The following is a 23905-nucleotide window of genomic DNA, read 5'->3' on the forward strand; positions in this document are numbered from 1 at the left end:
CGTCCGTTGGCCAGGCGGGCGAGGGGGCGAGCGCCTGTGCCGGCTGACGCCTTCAGGGGCGGCAACCGGTGAAAGACGCGGAAATGCTTTGCTCTACTGGGAATAGCCACCCAGGAAGTTGCCGATGCGGCCGATGGCCTGCTCCAGATCGTCGACGCGGGGCAGGGTGACGACCCGGAAGTGGTCGGGCCAGGGCCAGTTGAACGCGGTGCCCTGCACCACTAGCAGCTTCTCCGACAGCAGCAGGTCCAGGACGAACTTCTCGTCATTGTGGATGGGGCAGACCTTGGGGTCGATCCGCGGGAAGGCATAGAGCGCGCCCATCGGCTTGACGCAGCTGACGCCGGGGATGGCGTTGAGCAATTCCCAGGTGCGGTTGCGCTGCTCCAGCAGGCGACCGGCCGGCAGGACCAGGTCGTTGATGCTCTGGTAGCCACCCAGCGCCGTCTGGATGGCGTGCTGGGCCGGGACATTGGCGCACAGGCGCATGTTGGCGAGGATGTCGAGGCCCTCGATATAGCTGTGGGCGCGGTGCTTGGGCCCCGAGACGATCAGCCAGCCCGAGCGGAAGCCAGCCACGCGATAGGACTTGGACAGGCCGTTGAAGGTCAGGCACAGGACGTCCGGCGCCAGGGAGGCGGTGGAGATGTGCTGGGCTTCGTCGTAGAGAATCTTGTCGTAGATCTCGTCGGAGAACAGCACCAGATTGTGCCGCCGGGCCAGCTCGACGATGCCTTCCAGTACTTCCTTGGAATAGACCGCGCCGGTGGGGTTGTTGGGGTTGATCAGCACCAGGGCCTTGGTGTTGCTGGTGATCTTGGCTTCCATGTCGGCCAGGTCCGGGAACCAGCCAGCCTGTTCGTCGCACAGGTAGTGCACCGGCTTGCCGCCCGCGAGGCTGACCGCCGCTGTCCACAGGGGGTAGTCCGGCGCCGGGATAAGCACCTCGTCGTTGTTGTTGAGCAGCGCCTGCATGGCCATGACGATCAGTTCGGAGACGCCATTGCCCAGATAGATGTCTTCGATGCCGACACCTTCGATGCGCTTCTGCTGGCAATACTGCATGACCGCCTTGCGCGCGCTGAACAGCCCCTTGGAGTCGCTATAGCCCTGGGCGGTCGGCAGGTTGCGGATGACGTCCTGCAGGATTTCCTCCGGCGCCTCGAAGCCGAAGGGCGCCGGGTTGCCGATGTTGAGCTTCAGGATGCGGTGGCCTTCCTCTTCGAGGCGCTTGGCATGCTTGAGGACCGGACCGCGGATGTCGTAGCAGACATTGGCGAGCTTGTTCGACTTGGAGACCTGCATGGGGAAATGAATCCTGGAAAAGGGCGAGAAAGACTCGGTGAAGGCGGACGCCGACCGGCGCTTGGCAGCATCCGGGGGTGGATGCCAGACTGAGCGGGAATCATACGGCTGCATCGCCTGTTACAAAAGATGCGCCGGCATCCAGAGAGGTCACCATGGAAAAAGTACAGCGTAGCCCAGAAGACTGGCGCGAGCGTCTGACCGATGATCAGTTTCGCGTGTGCCGCCTGGCGGCTACCGAGGCGCCCTATACCGGTGCCTACTGCAACACCAAGACGCCTGGCGTCTATCGCTGCGCCTGCTGTGAGCTAGCGTTGTTCGACTCCAGCACCAAGTTCGATTCCGGTTGCGGTTGGCCGAGTTACTACGCGCCCATCGACGCCGAGGCCGTGCGCGAAAAAGAAGACTTCAGCCATGGCATGCACCGGGTCGAGGTACTCTGCGCCCGCTGCGACGCCCATCTGGGGCACGTCTTTCCCGACGGCCCGCCGCCGACCGGCCTGCGCTACTGCATCAATTCCGTCGCCCTTGATCTCCAGCCCAGAGAAACCGCGTGATCTCAGAGATTCTGCAGTTACCCTTCCAGACGGCGGACGGCCAGCAGGCGTGCCTGGCGGACTGGACGGCCCGAGCCTATCTGGTGGTCAATACCGCCAGTCGCTGCGGTTTCACCCGCCAGTACGCCGGGCTCGAGGAATTGCAGCAGCGCTATCTTGCCGACGGCTTGCGCGTGATCGTCTTTCCCTGCAATCAATTCGGCGGCCAGGAGCCGGGAAGCAACGCCGAGATTCAGAACTTCTGCGTGACCCGCTTCGGGGTCAGCTTTCCAGTCATGGCCAAGCTCGACGTCAATGGCGAAGCGGCCCACCCCTTGTTCAACGCCTTGAAGCGCGCGGCGCCAGGATTGCTCGGAACCGCTATCCGCTGGAACTTCACCAAGTTCCTGATCACTCCGGAGCGAGGGCGGGTGCAGCGCTTTGCCCCCATCACTCGGCCTTCCCAGTTGGACAAGCACATCCGCCGGGCCCTGGCGCGTTAGCTCCGGATCTCGACAAGGGCTTTCAATTGGATTGAAAAGTAATACGATTAAAGCGCCTTCCATGGAGGGTGCCTTGTCCGCTTCCCTTTTTCGTCGTCAAGGATGTTTCCTGTGAGTGCCTCCCTAGAAGACTTTTTGCTCCAGGCCCGCCAGGTGCTCGAGCGCCTGGAGCCCCTGCTGCCCCATCGTCGCGAATCTCTGGATTGGCAGCACTGCTATGCCGCACGCTGGCGCCGTGAAGGCCATGGCGGCTACCTGCAGCCGCTCGAGGTCAACCTGGAGTTGCGGCTGGCCGATCTGCTGGGTATCGATCGGCAACGCGACCAGCTCGCTCGCAATACCCGCCAATTCGTCGCCGGACTGCCGGCCAACCACACCCTGCTGTGGGGGGCTCGCGGTACCGGCAAGTCGTCGCTGATCCGTGCCCTGCTGGCGGAATACGCGGGGCAGGGCCTGCGCCTGATCGAAATCGAACGCGATGATCTCGCCGATCTGCCGCGTGCGGTAGAGCAGCTCGCCGGGCAAGCGCAGCGCTTCGTGGTGTTCTGCGACGACCTGTCCTTCGACGCCGGCAGTGACGATTATCGAGTGCTCAAGAGCGTGCTCGATGGCTCGCTGGAGCAGGCGCCGGACAACGTCCTGCTCTATGCCACCTCCAATCGTCGTCACCTGGTGGCCGAGCGGCAGAGCGACAACGCCAACTGGGAGCACGTCGACGGCGAACTGCACCCGAGTGAGGCGGCCGAGGACAAGATCGCGCTGTCGGACCGTTTCGGTCTGTGGCTGTCCTTCTATCCCTTTACCCAGGATCACTATCTCGCCGTTGTTCGCCACTGGTGCACGACCCTGGCCGGCAAGTCCGGGGTGGAGCTGGAGTGGTCGGAAGACGCCGACCGCGAGGCCATTCGCTGGGCCTCCGGCCGCGGCAACCGCAATGGCCGCTGTGCCTATCAATTCGCCCGGCAATGGGTCGGGCTCAAGCTATTGGAGAAAGCATGACCGTAGAACTGACGGGCGTAGGTGCAGGACTAGAGGGCTACGCCATGTTGGCGGCCCAGGTCGAGGCCCTGCTGGCCGGTGAGCGCAATCTGGTGGCCAATGCCGCCCAGCTGTCGGCCTTCATCTACCAGGAAGTGCCGGACCTGAATTGGGCCGGCTTCTATTTCGTCGAGGGTCAGGACCAGCTGCTGCTCGGACCCTTCCAGGGCAAGGTGGCCTGCATGCGCATTCCCTTCAGCAAGGGTGTATGCGGCGCGGCCGCCCGGGAGCGCCGTACCCAGCGCGTCGAGGACGTCCATGCCTTTCCCGGGCATATCGCCTGTGACGCTGCTTCGCGTAGCGAACTAGTGGTTCCGTTGATCCAGGAAGGTCGCCTGATCGGCGTGCTAGATCTCGACAGCCCGAATCCAGGACGCTTCAGTGCGGCGGATCAAGCGGGCATCGAAAGCCTGGTGGCGGCCTTCATGGCTGCCACCGACTGCTGATCCCAGGGGAGGACAGGGAAGCCCTCACTCGTAGTCGTTCTTCTTGCGCCAGCTGTCGTCCTTGAGGGTATCCACGCTGTCCGACAGCTCGTTGGCGCTGCTGCTGGCCTGCTCGGCCAGTTCGCTCTGCTGACGTTTCACCTGAGCGATCTGTTCTTCCAGATGGGCCAGCAACTCGGTGTAGCGCTCGGGTTGCTGCTGCTTGCGAATCTGCATGATCGCCCGTTCGTACGATTGGCGTGCCTGGATGTAGTGGTCGGTCTTGATCTGCTGTTCGGCCTGATAGCGGAAGAACTCCACATAGGTCACGGTGAGTAGATAGCGCATCTCGCCTACCCAGCGCTGCGCTTCCTGGCCATCGAGAATGCCGATCTGGTTGGCGTGGGCGACGAGTGCATGCAGCATCTCCATATAGCCGCGGACTTCCTTGACCCGAGCCTCGGTATGCACCGGCCGGGCGGCATTGGTGAGTTCGATGTCATCGCCCTTGGCCAGGGCTTCTTCCAGTTCGGTCTTGCGCGCGGTCAGGCTGGCGGAAGGAGTCTGCAAGGCGGCGAGGCGGGCGATCAATCCCAGTTCGATGCGATGAAACAGCTGCTTGAGCGCCGGTGTCATCAGCTGGCCCGGCAGGCTGCCGGACAACTGGGCGCAACGCTTGATCCGGTCGGTGAGATCGGCGACCAGCCGCTGCTTTTCCAGCCGTCCCGCTTCGAGCTTCTGGTTGACGAAGGCGATCATGATCACCAGAAGGATGCCAAGTCCCACTACCGCTGCAATCATCGTTGAGGACATGACCTTCTCCATGGTGCTTGCCCGCCGTTTGTCGTACGAGCGAAGTCGTTGATTTGAAAAGTATTTAATCAGCTATTGACGCCCAGGGTAAGGCTCCCTAGAATGCGCGCACTCCCAACGGCGGCAAGCGTCAGCCGAGTGGTAGGCCAGAGTCCTCAGGGATTCTACCTGGTCCCCTTCGTCTAGTGGCCTAGGACACCGCCCTTTCACGGCGGTAACAGGGGTTCGAGTCCCCTAGGGGACGCCAAAATTGCGGGAATAGCTCAGTTGGTAGAGCACGACCTTGCCAAGGTCGGGGTCGCGAGTTCGAGTCTCGTTTCCCGCTCCAAATACAATCCGGTTGCTCAAGGGCAGGCGGATGCAAGGTGAAAGGCCTTGCGGAAAGAGGTTTCGTCCCCTTCGTCTAGTGGCCTAGGACACCGCCCTTTCACGGCGGTAACAGGGGTTCGAGTCCCCTAGGGGACGCCATATTGCGGGAATAGCTCAGTTGGTAGAGCACGACCTTGCCAAGGTCGGGGTCGCGAGTTCGAGTCTCGTTTCCCGCTCCAAATACAATCCGGTTGCTCAAGGGCAGGCGGATGCAAGGTGAAAGGCCTTGCGGAAAGAGGTTTCGTCCCCTTCGTCTAGTGGCCTAGGACACCGCCCTTTCACGGCGGTAACAGGGGTTCGAGTCCCCTAGGGGACGCCATATTGCGGGAATAGCTCAGTTGGTAGAGCACGACCTTGCCAAGGTCGGGGTCGCGAGTTCGAGTCTCGTTTCCCGCTCCAAACATAATCCAGCCGTTTCGTTACAGTTGGATGCGAGGTGAAAGACCTTGCGGAAAGAGGTTTCGTCCCCTTCGTCTAGTGGCCTAGGACACCGCCCTTTCACGGCGGTAACAGGGGTTCGAGTCCCCTAGGGGACGCCACATTGCGGGAATAGCTCAGTTGGTAGAGCACGACCTTGCCAAGGTCGGGGTCGCGAGTTCGAGTCTCGTTTCCCGCTCCAAATAAACAAAAACACCGCCTCCGGGCGGTGTTTTTGTTTGTGCGTTTTTTGGCTGCTCCAGGCGCCCGGCGCGAGGCCGGGCGAGGCAGGCTTACTGGGGCGTATAGATCTGGTCGAAAACACCGCCATCGGCGAAGTGGGTCTTCTGGATGCCGCTCCAGGGGCCGAATTCCTTTTGAGCATCCACCAGCTCGAGCGTGGGAAAGCGGTCGGCGTACTGCGCCAGGATCTGGGTATTGCGAGGGCGCAGGAAGTTTTGCGCGGCGATCTTCTGGCCTTCGTCGGACCAGAGATATTTGAGGTAATCCTCGGCCTCGGCGCGGGTACCTTTCTTGTCGACGACGCTGTCGACCACGCTCACCGGTGGCTCGGCCTGCACCGAGATGCTCGGGTAGACCACTTCGAAGCCGCCCCGGCCGAACTCCCGGGCGATCATCTCGGCTTCGTTCTCGAAGGTCACCAGGACATCGCCCTGCTGGTTCTTCATGAAGGTGGTGGTAGCGGCGCGGCCGCCGGTATCCAGGATGGGCACATGCTTGAACAGGTCGGCGACAAAGGCGCGGGCCTTCTGCTCATCCCCGCCCGGCTGGCGCAAGGCGTAGGTCCAGGCGGAAAGGTAGGTGTAGCGACCGTTTCCGGAGGTCTTGGGATTGGGCGCGATCACTTCAACGCCGTCCTTTAGCAGGTCGGACCAGTCGTGGATACCCTTGGGGTTGCCCTGGCGCACGATGAGTACCGTGGCCGAGGTGAAGGGTGCGCTGCGATCGGGTAGGCGGGTTTCCCAGTCCTTGGGCACCAGGCCGCGGTCGGCCAGCGCCTGGATGTCGGTGGCCTGGTTCATGGTGATGACGTCGGCCTGCAAGCCATCGATGACCGCGCGAGCCTGCTTGCTGGAGCCGCCGTGGGACATCTGGATCACCGGAGTGTCGCCGTGCTCGGCTTTCCAATGCGCCTGGAAGGCCGGGTTGTAGTCCTTGTAGAAGTCGCGCATCACGTCATAGGAGACGTTGAGCAGCGGTGGGGCAGCGAGGGCCTGGGTGCTGGCAGCCAAGGCCGCGAGCAGGGTCAAGCGAAGGGTCTTCATGGGGGCGTCCTGCGGATAGGGATGCTGGACTATAGCCTGTCGTCCCGGCGGCAGGCAGAACGGCTGGAAATAAGCTAATGCGACGACGGCAGGCAGGGCCGCCAGTGGTAGACTTTCGCCCTTTCGCCTGCGGTTGGGCACGGCGCGGTGAACAAGGGCTCCTGATATGCGGTTGAGGTCGATCAAGCTGGCGGGATTCAAATCCTTCGTCGATCCGACGACGGTGAATTTCCCGAGCAACATGGCAGCGGTGGTCGGCCCCAACGGTTGCGGCAAGTCGAACATCATCGACGCTGTGCGCTGGGTGATGGGCGAGAGCTCGGCCAAGAACCTGCGCGGCGAGTCGATGACGGACGTCATCTTCAACGGTTCCAACAGCCGCAAACCCGTATCCCAGGCTTCCATCGAGCTGATCTTCGACAATTCCGACCATACCCTGGTGGGCGAGTACGCCAGCTATGCGGAGATCTCCATTCGCCGCCGGGTGACCCGCGAAGGCCAGAATACCTATTTCCTCAACGGCACCAAGTGCCGCCGCCGCGATATCACCGACATCTTTCTCGGTACCGGTCTGGGGCCGCGCAGCTATTCGATCATCGAGCAGGGGATGATCTCCAAGCTGATCGAGGCGCGTCCGGAGGATCTGCGGCACTACATCGAAGAGGCGGCGGGTATCTCCAAGTACAAGGAGCGGCGTCGCGAGACCGAGAATCGCATCCGTCGTACCCAGGAGAATCTCGCCCGCCTGACCGACCTGCGCGAAGAGCTAGAGCGTCAGCTGGAGCGGCTGCATCGCCAGGCGCAGTCGGCCGAGCGCTTCCAGGCCTTCAAGCAGGAAGAGCGGCAGCTCAAGGCGCAGTTGCAGGCGGTGCGCTGGCGCGAGCTGGATAACCGCGTCGAGCAGCGCGAAAAGGTGATCCGCGACCAGGAAACCGCCCTCGAAGCCCTGGTCGCCGAGCAACGCCAGGCAGACGCCGGCATCGAACGGCTGCGCGATGGCCATCATGAGCTGAGCGAGGCCTTCAACCTGGTGCAGGGCCGCTTCTACTCCCTGGGTGGCGACATCGCCCGCCTGGAGCAGACCATCCAGCACGGTCAGCAGCGCCAGCGCCAGCTGCAGGACGACCTGCGCGAAGCCGAGCAGGCCCGTAGCGAAGCCGAATCCCACCTCGAGCACGACCGGGTGCTGCTCGCCACCTTCGAAGAAGAGCTGGCGATGCTCGAGCCCGAGGAAGAGGCGGCACGTGAGTTGGGCGAGGAGGGCAGCGCCGCGCTGGAAGAGGCGGAGCTGGCCCTGGCAGACTGGCAGCAGCGCTGGGAGGCCCTCAGTGCGGCGAGTGTCGAGCCGCAACGGGAGGCGGACGTGCAGCAGGCGCGCATTCGCTCGCTGGAGCAGAGTCTGGAGCGCGGCATGGACCGGCAGCGCCGGCTACGCGACGAGCGCACCCTGCTGGGTGAAGACGGCCCATCCGAGCGCCTGGTCATGCTGGAAGAGCAGATCGCCGAAGACGAATTGCTGCTGGAGGGCCTGGCTGAACAGGAGTTGCAGGTCGCCGATGGCCTGCAACAGCTGCGAGATGAATTGCTGGCGCTGGCGGGCGAACAGAGTCAGCGGCAGGGCGAGTTGCAGCGGCTCGAAGGCCGTATCGCCTCGCTGGAGGCTCTGCAGCAGGCCGCCCTGGCGCCTGATACCGGTGCTGCCCAGTGGCTCGAGGCCGAGGGTCTCACTCAGGCGCCGCAGCTGGCGGACGACGTGCAGGTCACTCCCGGTTGGGAGCTGGCAGTGGAAACCGTGCTGGGCAGCGATCTGCAGGCGGTCTGCCTGGATGACCTCGCGCCACTACGGGTCGACACCTTCGCCAGCGGCTTCCTGAGCCTGGCGTCGCCTGGTCCGGTACCCGCCGCGCTGGGCAGTCTGCTGGAAAAAGTGCAGGCGCCGCGCGACCTGTCGCCCTGGCTGGGGCAGGTGCTGGTTGCGAGCAGCTACGACGAGGCCCTGGCGCGGCGGGCTGCTCTCGCGCCGGGGCAGAGCCTGATCACCCCGGAAGGCTATTGGATCTCCCGGCACTTCCTGCGCGTGCGGCGTGCCCAGGCCGCCGAGGGCAGTGTGCTAGCGCGCGGTCGTGAACTGGAAGAGCTGCAGGCCCGTCGCCTGGAGCTGAGCGAAGCGCTCGTGCTGCAGGAGGAGCGCCTGGAGGATCGTCGCGCGGCCCAGCAGCGGCTGGAGGGCGAGCGCGAAGACGCGCGACGGCGCCAGCAGCAGGAGCAGCAGCGTCTGGCCGAGTCTCGCGCCCAGCTGTCTGCCCAGCAGGCACGCGCTGAGCAGCTGAGCATTCGTCGACGGCAGCTGGAAGCCGATCTCAACGATGTCGAGCAGCAACTGGCGCGTGAGCAGGAAGAATTGGGTGAGTGCCGGCTGCGCCTGCAGGATGCCCTCGATGCCATGGCCGTGGATACCGAACAGCGCGCCCAGCTCCAGGAGCAGCGCGACCGCCACCGGCAGGCGGTGGAGTCGGCGCGGCAGCGACAGCGGCAGGCCCAGGAGCAACTGCATCAGCTCACGGTGCGCCTGACTACCCTGAGGGCGCAGCGCCAGTCCACGCTTCAGGCACTGGAGCGTCTGGAGCTGCAGACCGCACGGCTCGGTGAGCGCTGCGAGCAGCTCAGTCTGAATCTGGAGGAGGGCGGTGAGCCCCTCGACGAGTTGCGCCTGCGCCTGGAAGAGCTGCTCGAACGACGCCTTCAGGTGGACGAGGAGATGCGTACCGCGCGGCTGGCGCTGGAAGATGCCGATCGGGAACTGCGCGATTTCGAGCGGCGGCGTCTGCAGGCGGAGCAACAGGCCACGCTGCTGCGCGGCCAGTTGGAGCAGCACCGCCTGGAGTGGCAGGGATTGGCGACCCGCCGCAGCGGCTTCGCCGAGCAGTTGGCAGCCGATGGCTATGACCTGCCGACGGTGATCGCGAATCTGCCGGAGGAGGCCAGCGAGGCAGCCTGGGAGGAGCAGCTGGAAGCCGTCGCGGCGCGGATCGCCCGGCTTGGACCGATCAACCTGGCGGCCATCGACGAATATCAGCAGCAGGCCGAGCGCAAGACCTATCTGGACGCCCAGAACGCCGACCTGGTGGAAGCGTTGGAGACCCTGGAAAGTGTCATCCGCAAGATCGATCGGGAAACTCGAAATCGCTTCAAGGATACCTTCGACCAGATCAATCACGGCCTGCAGGCATTGTTCCCAAAAGTTTTCGGTGGCGGCAGTGCCTACCTGGAACTTACCGGGGAAGATTTACTCGATACCGGGGTTGCGATCATGGCGCGTCCGCCGGGCAAGAAGAACAGCACCATCCATTTGTTGTCGGGTGGCGAGAAGGCGCTGACGGCTCTGGCCCTGGTCTTTGCCATCTTTCAGCTGAATCCGGCGCCGTTCTGCATGCTCGATGAAGTGGATGCCCCCCTGGATGACGCCAACGTCGGTCGTTATGCCCGCTTGGTCAAGAGCATGTCGGAGAAGGTGCAGTTCATTTACATCACGCACAACAAGATCGCCATGGAAATGGCCGATCAGCTATTGGGCGTTACCATGCATGAGCCGGGGTGTTCACGGCTGGTGGCGGTGGACGTGGAAGAGGCGGTGGCCATGGTCGATGCCTAGTGACCCACAGCCTCGCGGCATGGCGGTGTAAAGTTGTCAGTAGTCGTGCTAGCTTATGGCCGCGGTAGCGGTAAGTAGAAAAAGCTAAGAAGAACACTGACTTGGCGTAGGTTTCGGACGTTTTGGAAAGGCCTCGCGGGCGTCGACTTTCCAAAGTTTCCCGACGGATGTCGGTCCATTATTTTACAGGGGTATGTCTTTTTCATGGATATGGGTCTGCGCGAGTGGCTGATCATCATCGGCGTCATCGTCATCGCCGGTATTCTGTTCGATGGTTGGCGTCGCATGAGCGGCAAGGGCAAGCTCAAGTTCAAGCTTGACCAGTCGCTGAGCAATCATCCGGAAAACGAGGACGAGGATCCGGAAATCGTCGGTCCGACGCGGGTGGTAGAGCCCAAGGAGCCGTCGTTGGACGACCCGGGCGAGCCGACGCCGCCACGCTCCACCCAGCGCAAGCGTCGCGAAGAGCGTCGTGAAGAACCCAGTGCCGACAACTTCGACCTGTCCGCCAGCGATGAAAGCCTCGCGGGCCTGGCGGCCGATTCCGATGAAGTGGTGACCCGCGGTCGGGACAAGCCGCGCAAGGAAAGACCGCTGAGCACCAAGGCGCCCGAGCGCGAGCCGGTCAGCGAGCCCGTCAGCAGCGGCAGCAACCAGGCCGCCATGGCACCGGTGGACGAAGTGCTGGTGATCAACGTCATTTCCCGGGACGAGAAGGGCTTCTCCGGTCCGGCCCTGCTGCAGAACATCCTCGAAAGCGGATTGAGATTCGGCGACATGGACATCTTCCATCGTCACGAGAGCATGTCCGGCAATGGCGAGGTGCTGTTCTCCATGGCCAATGCCGTACGTCCGGGTACCTTCGACCTGGACGCCATCGACGACTTCCACACCCCCGCGGTGAGCTTCTTCCTGGGCCTGCCCGGTCCGCGCCATCCCAAGCAGGCCTTCGATTTGATGGTCGCTGCGGCGCGCAAGCTCTCGTCGGAACTCAATGGCGAGTTGAAGGACGAGCAGCGCAGCGTCATGACCGCTCAGACCATCGAGCACTATCGTCAGCGCATCGTCGACTTCGAACGCAAGAGCCTGATGCTAAAGCGTTGATCGCGCCGGAGCGAACCAAGAGCAGCCTCGGCTGCTCTTTTTGTTTGTAATCTTTGTAGCGGCGCCGCTGGTGGCGCCAGGGCCACCTCTGGGTGGCGACAGTGAGAGACCGCCATGACCGACGCTCAAGATGCCGTCACCCGGATCGCCGCCCTGCGCAGCGAGATCGACGCCCACAACTACCGGTATTACGTGCTGGACGAGCCGAGCGTGCCCGATGCCGAGTACGACCGATTGTTCGGCGAGCTCAAGGCCCTGGAGGCCGAGCATCCCGAATTGGTGACGCCCGACTCGCCCACCCAGAGGGTTAGCGGTTCGGCACTGGCGGCCTTCGGCACCATCCGTCACGAGGTGCCCATGCTCAGCCTGGGCAATGCCTTCGCCGACGAGAATCTGCAGGGCTTCGACCGCAGCGTCGGCAAGCGCCTGCGCGAGGAATTCGGCGAGACCGACTTCGCCGGACCGGATTCGGGGGTGGAATATACCTGTGAACCCAAGCTCGACGGCCTGGCCGTCAGCCTGCTGTACGAGGAGGGCGTACTGACCCGGGGCGCTACCCGTGGCGACGGCACCACCGGCGAAGACATCACCGCCAATGTCCGCACCATCCGCAATATTCCGCTGCGCCTACAGGGCGAAGGCTGGCCGGCGGTGCTGGAGGTGCGCGGCGAGGTATTCATGTCCCGCACTGGCTTCGAGGCACTCAACGCCCGGGCCATGGAGAGCGGCGGTAAGACCTTCGCCAATCCGCGTAACGCCGCGGCCGGTAGTCTGCGCCAACTGGATTCGCGCATCACCGCCCAGCGTCCGCTGGAGTTCTGCGCCTATGGCTTTGGTCGCGTCGAAGGCGGGGCGCTGCCGGAGACCCAGTACGACATCCTGCAGCGGCTCCGGGAATGGGGCATTCCCATCAGTCGGGAGCTGCGCAAGGTGCAGGGCGCCGAGGGCTGTCGTGCCTACTATCAGGACATCGGCCAGCGGCGGGATGCCCTGGCCTACGAGATCGACGGTGTGGTCTACAAGGTCAACCGTCTCGACTGGCAGGGTGAGCTGGGTTTTCGCGCGCGGGAGCCGCGCTGGGCGCTGGCGCACAAGTTTCCCGCTCGCGAAGAGCTGACCGAGCTGCTCAATGTCGAATTCCAGGTGGGGCGCACCGGGGCCATCACCCCGGTCGCCCGTCTCAAGCCGGTACAGGTGGCGGGCGTCACCGTGACCAACGCCACCCTGCACAACATGGATGAGATCGCTCGCCTCGGGGTGATGATCGGCGATAGCGTGATCGTGCGCCGCGCCGGGGACGTCATCCCGCAGATCATGCAGGTGGTACCGGAGCGGCGGCCAGCGGATGCCCGGCCGGTGGAGATCCCCACCCATTGCCCGGTATGCGGTTCTGCGGTGGAGCGCACCCAGCTGATCAAGCGCGGCAAGGGCAAGGAGTCGGTGAGCGAGGGCGCGGTCTATCGCTGCGTGGGGCGTCTGGCCTGCCAGGCCCAGCTCAAGCAGGCGATCATTCATTTCGCCTCGCGGCGGGCCATGGACATCGATGGCCTGGGCGATCGCATCGTCGAGCAACTGGTAGACCGGGACCTGGTGAAGTCGCCGGCCGACCTGTACACCCTGACCTACGAGCAGGTCGTCGAGCTCGAAGGCTTCGCCGAGCTTTCCAGTCGCAACCTATTAGCCGCCATCGAAGCCAGTCGCAAGCCGGCGCTGGCCCGCTTCATCTTCGCCCTGGGGATTCCCGAGGTGGGTGAGGAGACGGCCAAACGCCTGGCGCGCGCCCTGGGCAGTCTGCAGCGCATTCGCGAGGCGCTGCCCGAGGTGCTGATCTATCTGCCCGATATCGGGCCTGAAGTGGCCTTCGAGATCCACAACTTCTTCCAGTCCACGCACAACCGTGACGTGCTGGAAGCGCTGCTGGCCAATGGTATCGAGCTGGCCGACGAGGCTGAGGTCCACGCCGAGTTCTCCGGCTATGCCAGCTTCGCCGATTTCCTCGACCAATTGCATATTCCCTATCTGGGCAAGACCGGCGCCAAGACCCTCGCCACGGCCTTTCCCAGCCTGGCCGCGCTGATCGAGGGCTCCCAGGACTGGCTGACCTTCAAGACGCTCGCGGGACTCAACGAGCGGGCTAAGCAGGGACTGCGCGAATACTTCGCCGAGGCGGACAAGGTAGCCAAGGCATTGACCATCGAGGCACAGCTCAAGGCCTTCGGCATGCACTGGGATAGCACGCGCCAGGTTGTGCAGGGATTGCCCTTCGCCGGTCAGACCTGGGTGCTCACCGGGACGCTGGAGGCCATGAGTCGCGATGAAGCCAAGGAGCGACTGGAAGCCCTGGGGGCCAAGGTCTCGGGTTCGGTGTCGGCCAAGACCGCCGTGGTGGTCGCCGGCCCGGGGGCGGGCTCCAAACTGACCAAGGCCACGGAGCTCGGGGTGAAGGTATTGGATGAGGCGGCCTTCCTGCAGATCCTCGACGCCCAGGGCCGGTAGCGTCGCTGCGGGGCAGGGCGGGTAGACGGCTTTGAGCCTTCGATCTCCCGCGTTACCTTGCAGCTAAGTCCTTGTAAGACTTGCAACTTCGCCCCAACCGCGTAGAATGATGCACCTCACCTCAGGGTGAGGCGTTATGGTGGCTCTGTCGGTCCCCCCGCAACGATCAACCGTGAACCCGGTCAGGCCCGGAAGGGAGCAGCCGCAGCGGTGATGTCGTGTGCCGGGGTGTGGCTGGCGGGGCCACCTCCATTTCTGCTAAGTAATTGTTTTACTTAGACATTCTCTGCTCTAGATTCCTTTGTGTGACAGCCGTTTAGCACCTTCATGTGTGACATAGAAGGGCGCTTGGCGCTGATCCTATCTGCTTTACCTCCCTCAAGCAAAAGTCATCCTATACAGCCGCTCGTCTCCGCTGGATAGTCATGCCACGACTCAAGCTCCTGCTAACCTAGCCGATGTGATGGATATCTCACTACGGATGGTAAAGCTATGCCCCGCCTCAGTCTTGCTGAAGTCGTTGATGTTATCAGTCGCGCTGCTGATAAAAAGCGGACGAAGATTGCTCAGATAAAAAATAAAACTGGATATGCTCCACAATTTGATTTCTACAAACCGCTAAGAGAGTGTGTTGTAAGAAGTCATAAAAATGGAGACGTAGAAGCGTCTTTAAAAAGTCTGGTTGCTAATCTGACTGACTCAAATAAGAAGAATAACTATCCAAAAGCAATTAAAGGCTATTTGAGATGGTATAATAAACTTATGCCCTCTTGGACCTCGACTGAGCCTTATATCTACAAATTCTTGGATGTTGAAGTGAACGTAAATCCAGAAATGGGTATACTTATAGATGGTAAGCCATGTTTGGTGAAGCTGTACTTCAAAGATGAACAGCTAAGCAAGCTCCATATCAATATCTATAATGCTTTGATGAGTAAGGCTTTTGGGGAAAAAAGAGATGTAGCAGTTCTCGATGTGAGACGAGCTAAATTGCATATCTCTACGTTGAGTGATGCTGAGGTGGAAAAGTATCTGGATATGATAGATGCTGAGTTTTCGTATATCTCGGCAATGTGGGATAAGGTGTAGGGCTATGAAGAAATTGAAATGGATGTCTGTAGTTGTGCTGATGGGAATCTGCATTTCTGCCAATGCTGAATGGTATTCTAAGGCAGAGGATGACATTTTTAGTGGTGGCAAAAAAGCTTATCTCGGTGGAGTGATCACGGCTTATAGTTCAGTTGTTTTTGACTGCGCAGAAGATGGACTAAGCATGTCCTACATCCAAAAAGGCAAGATAGCCAACAATGCGGAAGGTCAAGGGGTAGAGGTTTTAGTAAAAATAGATGACTCGGCAATTATTAAAATGCCTGGTGTCATGTATGAGCGAAATGCTGAATATTGGGGCGTTAAGACCGATAGTGATAAGGTTATTACTGTACTTAAAGCTTTAAAGGCGGCGAATTCCAAATTTATGCTTGGTTTGGTTGGATCTTCCAAATTTAGTACAAATGTCGATATCGGCGGTTCCACTAAGGCCACTATCAAATTCGCCCAAGCCTGTAAGCTGGATATTTGAATGGTGCGGGAGGTGATGAGCCTCCCTTGTACCTTAAATCAGCTTCAGCTTCACATCTGCAAGCCTGCTTAACAGCCAATTATATTTCCTCTTATCTCCAGCTTTCAAAGCCTCATCCATCTTTTCAAGGATTACGATTGCTGTCATTACATTCTCTGGAGGCACGTTCCCACCTGAGATGTAAAGGTCATACACTTTCTTACCTTGCTTGATTAGATCATCTAACATTTCTATTTCCCCTTATTGATTGTTGTTGTTCTGATTGCCGGAGTTCTTATAGCCCTGGAAACCATTCATGATCACGGCAGGGCGACGTTCAATACTCTCCACGCGTTGCTCAAGGATTCGTAGGCTACGACTGGTATTGTTCTGGTATTGGTCAAGGCTCTCACTTAGACCGTTAACTTTACCTTCCAGCCTGCTTTGCAATGCAGACAGGTTTCGCTGTGTCTCTACAGTCAGCTGCTCAATGCTACGTTTGAAATCTTCACGCCAAGCACTGCTTTGATTGATTTGGAATAGAATTACAGCGATCAGTAGAACGTTTGTGATAGCAACAAGGTGTTGAAAGGTTAGCTTCATACTAGGACCTCCACTAAGCGGCAAAGAACAAGGCTTGAGCCAACAGAACTACATTTCTCATCCTTCAGGAGTTTGCTGATGAACCGTCCAATGCTTTGATTAGGATATTTTTCACTGAAGAGTTGAACGAGTTTTACAGGAAGCTCGATACTGGAGCGATGACCTTTAAATTGATAGTTTGCGAAAATACGCATTTGACACCTCGGATATGATGATTTTAGTGTTTTGAATACAGGCTTTATACGGCCTGTGGAGCACGAAAAGTAGCGGCCCTATACCTATGCCAGGGGCCGCAGGTTTTAGCCCTCACGGAAGGCTCTACAGCGCTATACGATACTTCTGGATATAAGCCTTGCCTGCCACGACACCTGTATTAAATCGTTCGTGTAGATCGTGCTCATCAGCTTTAGGATGAAGATCAATCCAAGAGGCGATAGCTGCTTCTCGTGCATTAGCTGCTGGAGGGGCTGGCTCCCAGTCCTCTTTAGGAAACGTTGGGAATGTTTTCCTACCGGCAGGATTGAACTCATCTGTCAGGTATTTTGATTTGGATGCAAGATCACAGATGTCAGGATGAGAATCTGGATTCTTCTTCACCCATTTAAAATACAGATCAAGGGTTTTATCACTTGCCAGAATGAACTTGTATTGTTCGTTTTTTGCAGGGGTAAAGCTTGAAGAGATGAAGCCTTGGATAAGATTAGAGTTTTTGCTTAAAATGAAATACTGCATATTCTTCTCATAAAAAAGGCCCAATTAAGGGCCTATATTGTTCTTGTTAGATGTCTATCGACCAGTGGCGGGGTAATTGATCATTCCGTTGGCATAGTCATTTTGTTGGATACGCCGTGAGATGTCATAGATTTGAGATTCCAATTCAGCACTCATATCTTGGACTGAGAGGTTAGAACCTTCAATTACGATAGCTCCCGGTGAGATGATAATGCTGTTATCGTTGCTGATGGTGTTATTGCTGTTGTAGCTTTGGCTCAATACCTGACTCATTGCTTCAGAGGCGGGTGTATCCACTACGGGGTTTGAACCGAACTGAACAGGGTTCGTATAGGGCAAGGCGGATGGATAGGTAAAGTCGCTATAGGGAGTGCCGTAGCTATAGTTGAGACGTTGATACCTTGCCAAGAAATCAGGTGTCCAGCGATTACCGGCATCACCCCAGCTTGGTCCCATCACTCGATCATACAAACCACCAACCGTATCTTTAGCAAACTTTAGAACAGGATGGGTATCGTAGAGCCATTCAATTGCTTTGATACCAGGATGATTATCTGCAACGTATCCGGCTGCCTCAGGTGCAATCTGTTTAGCAGTGTCAACAGCAAGCTTTGCTTTCTGGTCGTCAGGAGTCTTCATAAACTTATCAATCCAGCCTACAAGACCTGTAAGCCCATTTGTAAATTCTGTCATTTTTTCCACGAATGGAATTTTGACCAACTCGATAAACTTTTCCTGCAAGGGAATGCTGGCTTTATACAATGCTTCCTCTGCTGCGATACGACGCCGGACGGCTTCCGTTAACGGGCCTTCTACACGTCGGATGTTTTCCATCCACTGGATGTTATCTAAGCGGTTTGCAGCACCCTCTACAGAGTTGGCAAGCTCTTCTACACGGGGAGCAGCGTTGCGGGCAGACAGGTCATAGCCTTTGAGAACGTCTTGAACCAGCACTAGGCGCTTACTAAGGTCTTTAGTGAATTTCTCAGTGGCTTGGCTATCGTTTCCTTTGAAGCCAACACGTTGCAGATACGCCTGCTGGATGTACTTCTTGATTGCGGGGTTAGAATCTGCAAGTTGTTGATTTAGTTCCTCCGATCTTAGATAGCCCAACCCTAAAATTTGTTGACTTGCATAGGCTTGCCTCTCGATAGACTGCTGATCACCACCATTACCACGTGTCGAAACGGCCATATCGGTGTAAAAATCAATTGCTGCCCTCGCAGACATCCCGGATTGCATCGCCTGCTTCTGAAATTTCGTGTAGCCCTGGATCTGATCCTCTGAGCGGGTGCCGGTGTAGTTGGCAATGTTGTTCAAAGCCTCAGCGTTATGCCACCGACGTTGAGCAGATCCTCCTACGCTGGCGCCCAGCTGCAAGCGTTGCATCTCATACTTGCCGACGTTTTGTTGAATCTGGTCCATCTGATTCTGTAGGCCCTGGATAGCTTCGTATCCACTGTAAGCCGCGAGTCCCGCAATACCGGCTCTACCGGCCCCTACAAGGCCCCCTACGCCACCGTTGAGGCGAGTGCCTACACCTGCATTACCATGAGCTTGATTCGCTACTGCACGTGCTCCCTGGGACACAGTAGAACGTTCCACAATGGCCTTCACACGTAGCGAGCCAGCACCATATTCAGCACGCCGGATTGCGCTCTGTAGAGAGCTTGTTAGGCGAGAGCCGTCAACAGTGAATTTATCGATGTTGAAGGTTGTAAGCTTTGATACTTTATTTAGCGCTTGTTGAATCGACTTTTGAAATTGAAGGCTGTTGAATTGCAGCTTGGGATTAATAGCAATGCCTTTACTAAACTCACTTTTCAGTTTTTGCATTGATTGATAAATACGATCCAGGGCGGCATCTGCTTGCCTAAACTGAGTTTTGTTAACTGAAATTCCTAAACGAGCGTAATACTCGGCAATAGCAGTCGTTGACATTATTGTTATCCTATAGATGCACTTCCTTGTGCGATATGATTATTTTTACTTGGCTTTATTATATTGCTCTTTAAAGCTTGCGCATTTCAGCATCTGGGAAAGCGATACCTTCTCCCCGCCATACTGTTGAGCAAGCTTGAAAGTCAGCATTGAAAGACCGTCAGCAGGAATAAAGGTCAGTCCGTATGACTTAAGGATTGCTGCGCCTTCTACATTCATCTTGGTCAGTTCAACCCGCCCATCATCTGAAACCATAAATACTTCAATAGGAGCAGAATACTGTTTGCTCTTTTTGATCATTCCTGCCTGTTCAAGCAAACGATTAATTGCTGCTTTCTCCTCGGCAGAAGTCTTTTTCTCTAATCCGGCGGTTGGTTTGGTTAGCTTCACTACGTATTCAGTAGGCTTCATCTTCATAATACGGTCTGCAAAGTGGGACATTATTTATTATCCTTAGGAGCTGGCTGGGGACGTGGATTGATGACACGATCCGCAAAGTGAGAGGGTTTTTTAGGGAAGAGTTTGGTAGCCATTACTCTTGCCCCTGTAGCTGCTTTTCAAGGGTTGCAATAGCTTCCTTTTCCAGCTTGTCCATCCGGCTTTGTTCCTTCTTGGCCTGCTCCTCAGCATCCTTACGGCGAGCTTCTTGGAGGGCAGCTTGAACTAGACGATTCTTCTCGGCTTCATAGTTCTCAAATACTTTTTGCTCATACACCTCAGTAAGCTTATCTTCGATGAATTGGATGTCTTCAGCTTGCAGAGCAGGGGACTTCTTAAGGTAGACGTAGCAGCTACCTACCACTCCGGAATGTGGTGCCTTCCAATCGGTAAAGGTCCACCCTTCGTTAAGGAGTTCAGAAACCTTAGTGATAAGCTCAGGTAGGATTTGGGCGTTAATTCGTTCCTGGGAACCCATTCCTGTTTTATAGAGGTCGACACGGTTGGCAATAGCAGCATCAAGACTACCCTGGTTAAACTTGATGTCAGTGGTGGTTAGAGCAGCGTTGAATTGGTTTTGAAAAGTGTTGATCATTTGATACTCCGAATATTAAGTTTAGTTTTTGTTTGGGCGAAAGAGCACCCTTTATCTGAACTTTCGTTCAAATTCTTTTGAGATTTAGTTTTGGGTGATATTTAGAAAGGAAGAAAAGTTTCGTCTTGTTCGTCTAAGCTTGCAAGGTTAGCAGACAGAGGGATGAGGTCTTTGCCACTCATTACATAGCGACGTTTACTACTGTTATGAAGCACTTGTCCTGTCCGGCAATCCTCAATGTAAAATCCATTATCCTCAAACCAGTCAAAAAGTTGATCACTGATTTCGCGACCATTCCGATTCCATCGACTTAGTGGCATCGATGAGAGATCGATCTTGATATCTGAGACTTCCACTTTCGCTGGTGCTGTTGCGGTTTCAACCTCAGTTGACTCCCAGTCCTCATAGCTACTGCTCTCTGCTTCAATAGAAAATTCAATACCTTCATAATCTTCCAGCGGTAGGGGTTCATTAGCCCAAACTTCACCAGCGGCCTGAGGCTCCACGTATACGTCAGGCTGAGCACTGATATTACTTTCTTCTGATCGTTCAACCTGCGGGCTTATAGGGGCCTTGGGAGCGATGTCTTCCTTCTGCACCAACACCAAGTCTTTAGTGATGACATACGAGTTGCTAACGCGAGCACCACCCATGGGCTTGGGCTTGATGATCAGCACGCCAGATACACTGAGCTTCTTGATAAATCGTTTGACAGTGGAGACGCTGATGCCGGTATAGGCTGCAATCTCGTCCTGGTTATCAAACCAGATATTTTTACCTTCTTTGAAAAACTGAAAGCGGTCCAGCATCCAGCACCAAAGAATCTTGTCTTCACAAGAGAAAGGATGGACAACCTCAAGGACCTCTCCGGTAGCGATCATCTTGCCTTCAGGGCTCTTTAGTTTTACCTGCTCCCATCCTTTCCAGCCGGTAGCAGTTAGAATCTCTCGATAAACAGCGAAGTAGGGAGATAGTTCTTTTTCTGATTTAGCAAATAACTGAGTGTTCATTTTTTAGGCCCTCAAGAGCACGGAGTTGATTTAAGTATTGATTGATAATAATGTTGGCTGTATGGGTTGCACTGTCTTTGTTCAAAAGCTTCATGATCTCGAACAGGCTTTGAGTAGCTTGCTCACCAAGTCTGATGCGTACTGTATTTTCCATTTATAATTCCTCTTTGATAATCCCGTAGGTCTGCCAGACACTCGGGGAATCTATTTCTCTATCGATCTTCGATCTCTACACCAAACAACAAATGTATAAAGGCTAAAAGCCCTGACACTCAAACAACACAAATGCATGAGCTTGGCACAGAAAGAATATAAGATTAAAAAGAATATCTGTTTTTGCTCTTACTCTATTAGGCCTTCGTGCGCAGGTCGCAGACCAAGCTAAGAGGGACTAAGCTTCTCAGTGTTAAGTCATAAAATCGTTTCTCCTTTCTTTATTCTTTATCTTTATATTCTTTATCTCTATATTCATTATTACTACGGGGTCTGGGAGAGCTACGCCCGAGTGTCTGGGAGAGCTACGGGGAGTATCTGTGAGAACCATGGGACTAATCAGCTCTACTTAACAGCTCGTAAAGTTCCGTATCCCGTAGCCTGTTTAATATCAGGTTTAACATGTCAGATGCAGAAAGCCTGTTCTCTGCTGCCAATTGGTTTAGGTATTGGAGATTGCTGCTCTTCAAGCTTAGGTGCAGTGGAACGTCGTTATTACGCTGTTGTTTCATTTTCTAACCTCTGTTGTTTTAGTTGTTGAATCATTTCTTTGTTGCTAATCCCAAGCTTCAGCCGATGGCGATGCATCTTTCCGTGGCAAGATTTGGAACAGATCAGCTTACCTGCTGAAGCACACTCCATTTCCAACGAGCACCACAAGCAGTGGCGTATAGTTTTTATTGTCATTTTTCATATCCTCAAACGAGAAATTATTTATTTTGAACGAGCGAACCCTGCCGATTAAGTCATCCGACAGGGTAAAACGAATAAAAGGACATCTCATGGCGAACACACTGAAAGATGTCAAAGCTCTATAGCAAGAGCTGGAGGAGTATTAGGTGGCAACGCCTAACTCACACGTTATCGTTGCCTGCTGGACGATTCACAGACGGTTTAGAACTGAGAGCCACATAAGAGGAGGTACGGGCAGCAAGAGACGCCCCAACGACGGAATGAATACGGCGTTGTATTTTCTTATTGGAGAGCATTTTAACCGTGCCAGCGGGGAGGGTGGTTGCTCCCACGAATCACTTACAAAGGGAATGATCAGCCCGGGAATCTTACGCCTACAGAAAAACACCCAATCAAGGATGTTCTATTCGTGTTGTCTATTCTTTAATTATAAGGCAGGAGGGTCAATCTTGAATACTGCAAATATCTTAACTGCATGTAAGTATTTAGCTATACATTAGAGGGTTAAGATATATCTCTTTTTCTTCACTCTATTATACTGCCAAAGTTGCTATTTTGCAACTAATAAAGTGCATATCTAAAACCCGCCGGGGCCGATAACTTTCTCTATCCCTATATGCTTATTATAACGTGGATTTTCTGTATTGTATATAGTTAGTTGCATAGCCTAAAGTTAGCGTTTATATAAGAACTCAGTAATACCAAGGGTTGCAGCCGTTTATCCCTACATATCAATCAGACAGACGGTAGTTCTGTGTTGTTTGAATTCCTCCCCCCGCTAAAATAACTACCGTTAAGTATCGGATAGTCGGTATGCATGGATAGGGTAAATATCGTCGAGGGCGACCCAGCGTTAAGTTGAAAGCTGGGATAGCAGCTGTATTCCTTTGGACTTATTCAAATATTGAGCATAGGCCACCTAAACGCCTCTCAGTGCAACGCTTGGAGTTAGGATGTAGTGAGGTAGCAGGCAAAAGAAACCCCGCTCTATGGCGGGGCTAAGGTCTATGAGAGTTGGAGCACTCATACCTACTATGATTGCGATAACGGTGGAAGGTTCACCCCTTGTTCCAATGACGTTTAACCGTTGCGATACCTACGCCAAGGTCTTTGGCAGCTTGGCTCTGAGTCAATCCGCGTGTCTTAGCTGCCTGTACCTTCTCAGTAGTGTCTACAGCTTCAGGTCTTCCCAGCTTCTTGCCTTCTGCCTTCGCTCGCTCCAGACCAGCATGGGTACGCTCTATCAGCAGGTCACGCTCAAACTCAGCTACAGCACATAGCACCTGCATGGTCATCTTGCCTGCTGCACTGGTGAGGTCTACTCCGCCCAAGGCTAGGCAGTGAACACGGATTCCTTCCTCAGATAGCTTCTCTATAGTGCTGCGTACGTCCATAGCGTTACGGCCCAGTCGGTCGAGCTTGGTAACGATCAGGGTATCTCCATGCTCCATGCGCTCTAGCAGCTTCTGGAAGCCTTTGCGCTCACTAGCTTGGGTAGACCCGGATACCGTCTCAACCACTACTCGGCGAGGGTCCACGGCAAAGCCTGACTGCTGTACTTCGAGCAACTGGTTGTCGGTGGTTTGGTCGGCAGTGGAGACGCGGGCATATAGGAACGTACGGCTCATCTCGATCCCTCGGTATCAATAAAGGAGGGATCAGCTTACCAAGGTATCAAATAGTTGTTTAGCCCATTTGTTGATACCAATGAAAGTGTCGGATGAGCGGTATCGTTTAACGGTCGATTGATGATCCCTAGAGGAACCGGTGTGCCTTTGCCAAAGCATGTTCAAGAGCGGTGACACACTCCTTTTCTTTGGCATAAGCGGAGAAGCGCTGGTGCAAGTCCACCTTGGCACGTTCCAGGCTGGCTTTCCGCGTAGCTAGCTGCTGCTCTAGCAGGTCTTTGTTCGTGCTGACCTCGCAGAGAGGGGTAGTACGTTTCATAGCAATCTCCTCACGATTTTGCTGGGACCAAGCCTTCAGACAGTCGTTTGAATACAGAGTCGTCAGGGAACTGTAATGACTTTGTAAAGCTTGATAATAGGCAGCTTCAGGAGGTCGTTAGGATGTGAAGCGCGTGCAGAAATCGAGCTGCCAGTGCTTAGCAAACGAGGGGGAGGGGAACGATAAACGGGCCACAGACGTGCTACAAGGTGCGTGGTTACTGGGTAGCGT

General features: G+C 56.2%; 21 protein-coding genes, 8 tRNA genes and 1 other RNA gene. 18 read left to right on the forward strand and 12 right to left on the reverse strand.

Annotation, left to right across the window (positions count from 1 at the left end):
- Positions 1–93 precede the first annotated feature (93 nt).
- Positions 94–1305 carry a pyridoxal phosphate-dependent aminotransferase gene (locus tag ACUCV0_RS04325; RefSeq protein WP_313647987.1) on the reverse strand — a complete coding sequence of 404 codons (1212 nt, stop codon included), beginning with the start codon at positions 1303–1305 and terminating at the stop codon, positions 94–96.
- A gap of 155 nt (positions 1306–1460) precedes the next feature.
- Between ACUCV0_RS04325 and msrB the strand changes: the two genes are divergently transcribed.
- From msrB to ACUCV0_RS04345, 4 genes are all read left to right on the forward strand, one after another.
- Entirely contained in the window at positions 1461–1862 is a 402-nt protein-coding gene (gene msrB / locus ACUCV0_RS04330; protein ID WP_059314558.1) for a peptide-methionine (R)-S-oxide reductase MsrB, read from the forward strand.
- Positions 1859–2344, forward strand: a complete 486-nt coding sequence (locus tag ACUCV0_RS04335; protein WP_059314559.1) for a glutathione peroxidase — start codon at positions 1859–1861, stop codon at positions 2342–2344. Before msrB ends, ACUCV0_RS04335 begins: the two co-directional genes overlap by 4 nt.
- A gap of 102 nt (positions 2345–2446) precedes the next feature.
- Positions 2447–3343: an ATP-binding protein gene (locus ACUCV0_RS04340; protein ID WP_420480501.1), complete on the forward strand. Its 897-nt coding sequence runs from the start codon at positions 2447–2449 to the stop codon at positions 3341–3343.
- On the forward strand, positions 3340–3828 hold the full coding sequence (locus tag ACUCV0_RS04345; RefSeq protein ID WP_059314561.1) for a GAF domain-containing protein: 489 nt from the start codon (positions 3340–3342) through the stop codon (positions 3826–3828). Before ACUCV0_RS04340 ends, ACUCV0_RS04345 begins: the two co-directional genes overlap by 4 nt.
- 24 nt (positions 3829–3852) lie before the next feature.
- On the opposite strand, the gene ACUCV0_RS04350 is transcribed toward ACUCV0_RS04345, so the two are convergent.
- Positions 3853–4620 carry a hypothetical protein gene (locus tag ACUCV0_RS04350; protein ID WP_237140586.1) on the reverse strand — a complete coding sequence of 256 codons (768 nt, stop codon included), beginning with the start codon at positions 4618–4620 and terminating at the stop codon, positions 3853–3855.
- Positions 4621–4791: 171 nt separating this feature from the next.
- Here ACUCV0_RS04350 and ACUCV0_RS04355 point away from each other — a divergent pair.
- The 8 genes from ACUCV0_RS04355 (at position 4792) to ACUCV0_RS04390 (ending at position 5608) form a co-directional block, all read left to right on the forward strand.
- A tRNA-Glu gene (locus ACUCV0_RS04355) sits at positions 4792–4867 on the forward strand.
- A gap of 5 nt (positions 4868–4872) precedes the next feature.
- A tRNA-Gly gene (locus tag ACUCV0_RS04360) sits at positions 4873–4948 on the forward strand.
- A 64-nt stretch (positions 4949–5012) separates the two neighbouring features.
- Positions 5013–5088: transfer RNA gene (locus ACUCV0_RS04365), tRNA-Glu, on the forward strand.
- Between the two features lie 4 nt (positions 5089–5092).
- Positions 5093–5168 (forward strand) — tRNA-Gly (locus ACUCV0_RS04370).
- A 64-nt stretch (positions 5169–5232) separates the two neighbouring features.
- Positions 5233–5308, forward strand: a tRNA-Glu gene (locus ACUCV0_RS04375).
- A gap of 4 nt (positions 5309–5312) precedes the next feature.
- Positions 5313–5388, forward strand: a tRNA-Gly gene (locus ACUCV0_RS04380).
- A gap of 64 nt (positions 5389–5452) precedes the next feature.
- Positions 5453–5528, forward strand: a tRNA-Glu gene (locus ACUCV0_RS04385).
- Positions 5529–5532: 4 nt separating this feature from the next.
- Positions 5533–5608, forward strand: a tRNA-Gly gene (locus tag ACUCV0_RS04390).
- Between the two features lie 91 nt (positions 5609–5699).
- Here the strand turns inward: ACUCV0_RS04390 and ACUCV0_RS04395 are convergent.
- Positions 5700–6692 carry a sulfate ABC transporter substrate-binding protein gene (locus ACUCV0_RS04395; RefSeq protein WP_482212088.1) on the reverse strand — a complete coding sequence of 331 codons (993 nt, stop codon included), beginning with the start codon at positions 6690–6692 and terminating at the stop codon, positions 5700–5702.
- 166 nt (positions 6693–6858) lie between these two features.
- Here ACUCV0_RS04395 and smc point away from each other — a divergent pair, with 166 nt between their 5' ends.
- From smc to ACUCV0_RS04425, 6 genes are all read left to right on the forward strand, one after another.
- Positions 6859–10344, forward strand: coding sequence for a chromosome segregation protein SMC (smc, locus tag ACUCV0_RS04400; RefSeq protein WP_482212089.1), 3486 nt, complete (start codon positions 6859–6861; stop codon positions 10342–10344).
- A 204-nt stretch (positions 10345–10548) separates the two neighbouring features.
- Complete coding sequence (zipA, locus tag ACUCV0_RS04405) at positions 10549–11448, forward strand: cell division protein ZipA (RefSeq protein ID WP_313649755.1); 900 nt, start codon at positions 10549–10551, stop codon at positions 11446–11448.
- Positions 11449–11562: 114 nt separating this feature from the next.
- Positions 11563–13944, forward strand: a complete 2382-nt coding sequence (gene ligA, locus ACUCV0_RS04410; RefSeq protein ID WP_482212090.1) for an NAD-dependent DNA ligase LigA — start codon at positions 11563–11565, stop codon at positions 13942–13944.
- 146 nt (positions 13945–14090) lie between these two features.
- Positions 14091–14187: signal recognition particle sRNA small type (gene ffs, locus ACUCV0_RS04415), an RNA gene on the forward strand.
- A gap of 249 nt (positions 14188–14436) precedes the next feature.
- Entirely contained in the window at positions 14437–15033 is a 597-nt protein-coding gene (locus tag ACUCV0_RS04420) for a hypothetical protein (protein ID WP_482212091.1), read from the forward strand.
- Between the two features lie 4 nt (positions 15034–15037).
- Positions 15038–15523 carry a hypothetical protein gene (locus tag ACUCV0_RS04425; protein ID WP_482212092.1) on the forward strand — a complete coding sequence of 162 codons (486 nt, stop codon included), beginning with the start codon at positions 15038–15040 and terminating at the stop codon, positions 15521–15523.
- 33 nt (positions 15524–15556) lie between these two features.
- On the opposite strand, the gene ACUCV0_RS04430 is transcribed toward ACUCV0_RS04425, so the two are convergent.
- The 9 genes from ACUCV0_RS04430 to ACUCV0_RS04470 form a co-directional block, all read right to left on the reverse strand.
- Entirely contained in the window at positions 15557–15751 is a 195-nt protein-coding gene (locus ACUCV0_RS04430; protein WP_482212093.1) for a hypothetical protein, read from the reverse strand.
- Between the two features lie 12 nt (positions 15752–15763).
- Complete coding sequence (locus tag ACUCV0_RS04435; RefSeq protein WP_482212094.1) at positions 15764–16105, reverse strand: hypothetical protein; 342 nt, start codon at positions 16103–16105, stop codon at positions 15764–15766.
- Positions 16106–16423: 318 nt separating this feature from the next.
- Positions 16424–16837, reverse strand: coding sequence for a hypothetical protein (locus tag ACUCV0_RS04440; RefSeq protein WP_482212095.1), 414 nt, complete (start codon positions 16835–16837; stop codon positions 16424–16426).
- A gap of 54 nt (positions 16838–16891) precedes the next feature.
- On the reverse strand, positions 16892–18778 hold the full coding sequence (locus ACUCV0_RS04445) for a hypothetical protein (RefSeq protein ID WP_482212096.1): 1887 nt from the start codon (positions 18776–18778) through the stop codon (positions 16892–16894).
- Positions 18779–18823: 45 nt separating this feature from the next.
- Positions 18824–19219 (reverse strand): hypothetical protein, encoded by a 396-nt coding sequence (locus ACUCV0_RS04450; RefSeq protein WP_482212097.1) that lies wholly within the window; start codon positions 19217–19219, stop codon positions 18824–18826.
- A 91-nt stretch (positions 19220–19310) separates the two neighbouring features.
- On the reverse strand, positions 19311–19811 hold the full coding sequence (locus ACUCV0_RS04455; RefSeq protein WP_482212098.1) for a hypothetical protein: 501 nt from the start codon (positions 19809–19811) through the stop codon (positions 19311–19313).
- A 101-nt stretch (positions 19812–19912) separates the two neighbouring features.
- The gene (locus tag ACUCV0_RS04460; RefSeq protein ID WP_482212099.1) at positions 19913–20821 is read right to left on the reverse strand and encodes a hypothetical protein; all 909 of its coding nucleotides are present in this window, start codon (positions 20819–20821) and stop codon (positions 19913–19915) included.
- Between the two features lie 1964 nt (positions 20822–22785).
- Complete coding sequence (locus ACUCV0_RS04465; protein WP_482212100.1) at positions 22786–23355, reverse strand: recombinase family protein; 570 nt, start codon at positions 23353–23355, stop codon at positions 22786–22788.
- Positions 23356–23482: 127 nt separating this feature from the next.
- Positions 23483–23674 carry a hypothetical protein gene (locus ACUCV0_RS04470; protein WP_068383901.1) on the reverse strand — a complete coding sequence of 64 codons (192 nt, stop codon included), beginning with the start codon at positions 23672–23674 and terminating at the stop codon, positions 23483–23485.
- Positions 23675–23905: the final 231 nt, after the last annotated feature.

Source organism: Pseudomonas sp. VMV1, from assembly GCF_056790235.1.